This is a genomic window from Microcystis sp. LE19-41.2A (genome assembly GCF_027530405.1).
Taxonomy (GTDB): domain Bacteria; phylum Cyanobacteriota; class Cyanobacteriia; order Cyanobacteriales; family Microcystaceae; genus Microcystis; species Microcystis aeruginosa.
On record NZ_JAPZQJ010000394.1, the window covers coordinates 1 to 2,749 of the forward strand.

The window sequence follows — 2,749 nt, forward strand, 5'->3', positions numbered from 1 at the left end:
GTCAGCGGCCAGTCAATTTCCAGAAGATTGAAATAAGCTTGGATATGCTGAAAATAGGCTTCTTGCAGAAATTGCTTCAGGGGAGTTGTTTGCGGTTGAGGAAAAACGCCACATTCACCTTTCATGGCAAAAGTGCTGGGATTTAAGGCGAGATAATTGCAGTTTTTCACTTTCTGAATTTGACTATTAACTAATAGTGCAATTCTCGAAGATTTAGGAATATTACAAGATTGATACAGGGTAGGAATCTGCTGTAATTGCTCAATATTCCAAGCATGGGGAACAATATCCAAACTATTCCAGAGTCGGCTGCTTTGATTGAGACCTGGCTGCGTATTTCCGTAGTAATCAGAAAAGGTTTGATCCCCTGGGGTTGCTCCCGCAGAAAATTGGGTATTGACGGTGATTTGTTTACCAGTATGGTTCCAGGTTGCTTGATTTTCGTACAGCCATAATGCCATTACTGGAGATAATGCACCACCTAAACTATGGCCGGTGGTAATGATTTCAATAGGTTGATCAGATTGGCTGGGAATTTCCTGGGTCAAAAATTCTAACAGGGAGCGGTTAGAGGTATCTTTCAGGTTTTGCAGAATAGTAATTCCGGTATTTGTTCCTTCGGAAATTTTTCCGCGTTCGGGGAATTGCGTTGACCAGGAAACCATGTTATGGGTAGCAGCATCCTCCTGTAACCAGTCAAAAACTGATTTCGGATTCGTAGCAGCGATCGCCACTACATATTGAGGGTTATTGGTTTCGGCATTTTCTCCCTTCGCCACATACATAATATTATCCCAGTTCTGATTTTTAGGATCATGATAATAAATAACAGGACCCCAAAGAATTGTCCATTGACCAATTTTTGCTTGAACCGTAGGATTGGCTAAATCAGTAATAACTTTCTCGCTATTACTGATATTAGCGAACATAGAAAGACAGAAAAGCGTTTGTTGCTGATCGTAAGTAGGCATTGAAATTTTCTCCAATTGTCAATTGATTAGGCGTATCTTAGATAAATCTAGGTAATGGTCACAAAACAAATTTCACAAAAAAGGGATGACCGCTCTTTTTAACTTGATTAAGTTGACCCCAATTTACCCCATCATTAGAGGTGTAAAAATTAGCACCAGAACAGCTATTTGAGGATAAACCTGTAGGACAAGCATAGTCAAAAGTAAGAGAGTTACCCCCTACTTGGGAATAGACTGCACTTCCTTGGGTGCCATATAGTCCGGGAGCATCTTGTAACCAGAACTTGACCTGTTCTCCGGGGTTAATCTGTTGAGGAGGACTGACAACATAATAACCGTGTTCATTAGTTGCAGGTTTAGTTAAGGTTAAGGTTGACTTTCCTTGAGTGTTATCAATACTAACATAACAGGAATAATCCATTGACATCGAGGAAATTACTGAGTCCGGCGGGGCAGCAAAAGGAACAATTTGATAAGAATTATTCTGCTTTATTACTTGACAAACATTACTTTGGCAGGTATCTGTATCAATCACAGCAAAAGTAAAGGTTTGTGGGGGAACATCGGGACTGGAAGGACACTCAAACCCATCATTAACATATTGAACAAAGCCATTAGTTATACCTAATTTCGGAGCGTGGGTATGTCCTAAAACGATTAAATTTGAGTTAGATTCTAAAGCGGATTGTTGAGCAAACCAAGCAATATAAGTTCCACTTAAATCAGCGATCGCCGATTTGCCCGTAATCATTTCACCATTAGTACCTCCTCCCCAATCAGCAATCCACTGATCTTGTAAACCACTATATATCTGTTTAGCATCTGCCATAGTTTTTGTTTGGCCATTCGCTAAAATAATCGGCTCATTTTCCGGTATTCCAGTTACTTTAATTATGTAATCAAGCACGGCACTGACTAAGTTACCTGAAGTAATGAGAGAACCAACCGAGGAAACCAAACCACTTAAATCGATTCCGTTAGGATTACCTTGTCCCGATAAATCAGCAACAGTTTGTCCCGGAGTAAGGGTGTTGTTTAACATATAACCTATAGCTCGGGTAACAAAATGACCAACAGGTAAAGGACTCAGGGAAGATTGAAGATCGGGAGCATTAAACATGGTAAAAATGTTACCATGAGTAAAAGCCATTTTTTGTCCATTGCTAGAGGTGACATAATAAATCGTATCTGAACAATATTTGATCTTGTAATTAGCTGAGTTTTGAATGTTATTTAAGTCATTTTGAGTGACATTCATGTCATGGTTTCCATTGACATAAGTTACATTCCCTTGGAGAGCAGTTAAAGCTTGACTTAACTTTCCCGTTGCTCCAAAAATATTAGGATTGGCGTTAATTATATCAACGGTAGCCGGAGGAGTAAAATTAGGCGGATAAGTCCAAAAGTCGAACAGATCACCAAGTAAAATTAGCTCCTGAATAGAGTCAGCGTTATCAATCACATAATCTAGAATCGCTGACTAATACGGTTCATGAAAACTTTTTTGATACCAATTAGTAGGGACATTCGTGCCAATATGTACGTCACTTAAGACAACAATTTTATTCTTTGCCATGATAGATTTTCTCTCCTTGTCAAAAAGTAAAGTGGTTGATATTCCTAGAGCAAACCCTATATAGGGCTTGCTGAATAATGGTAAAACCCTTTTAAAATAAAGCTTTTGACCTGTTAAAGTCCGATGTTAGTGCAAGAAAATAGGATTGGGACTTTCAAAAACCTTGCATTATCCTTCTTGTAGTACATCGCTTGGTACAAAA

At 39.0% G+C, this 2,749-nt stretch carries 2 protein-coding genes; both read right to left on the minus strand.

Going from position 1 to position 2,749, the window contains the following annotated elements:
- On the minus strand, positions 1-971 hold a 971-nt coding region (locus tag O9290_RS15975; RefSeq protein WP_288087265.1), incomplete at its 3' end, for a lipase family protein.
- 58 nt (positions 972-1,029) lie between these two features.
- Positions 1,030-2,433, minus strand: a complete 1,404-nt coding sequence (locus O9290_RS15980) for a metallophosphoesterase family protein (RefSeq protein ID WP_288059446.1) — start codon at positions 2,431-2,433, stop codon at positions 1,030-1,032.
- Positions 2,434-2,749: the final 316 nt, after the last annotated feature.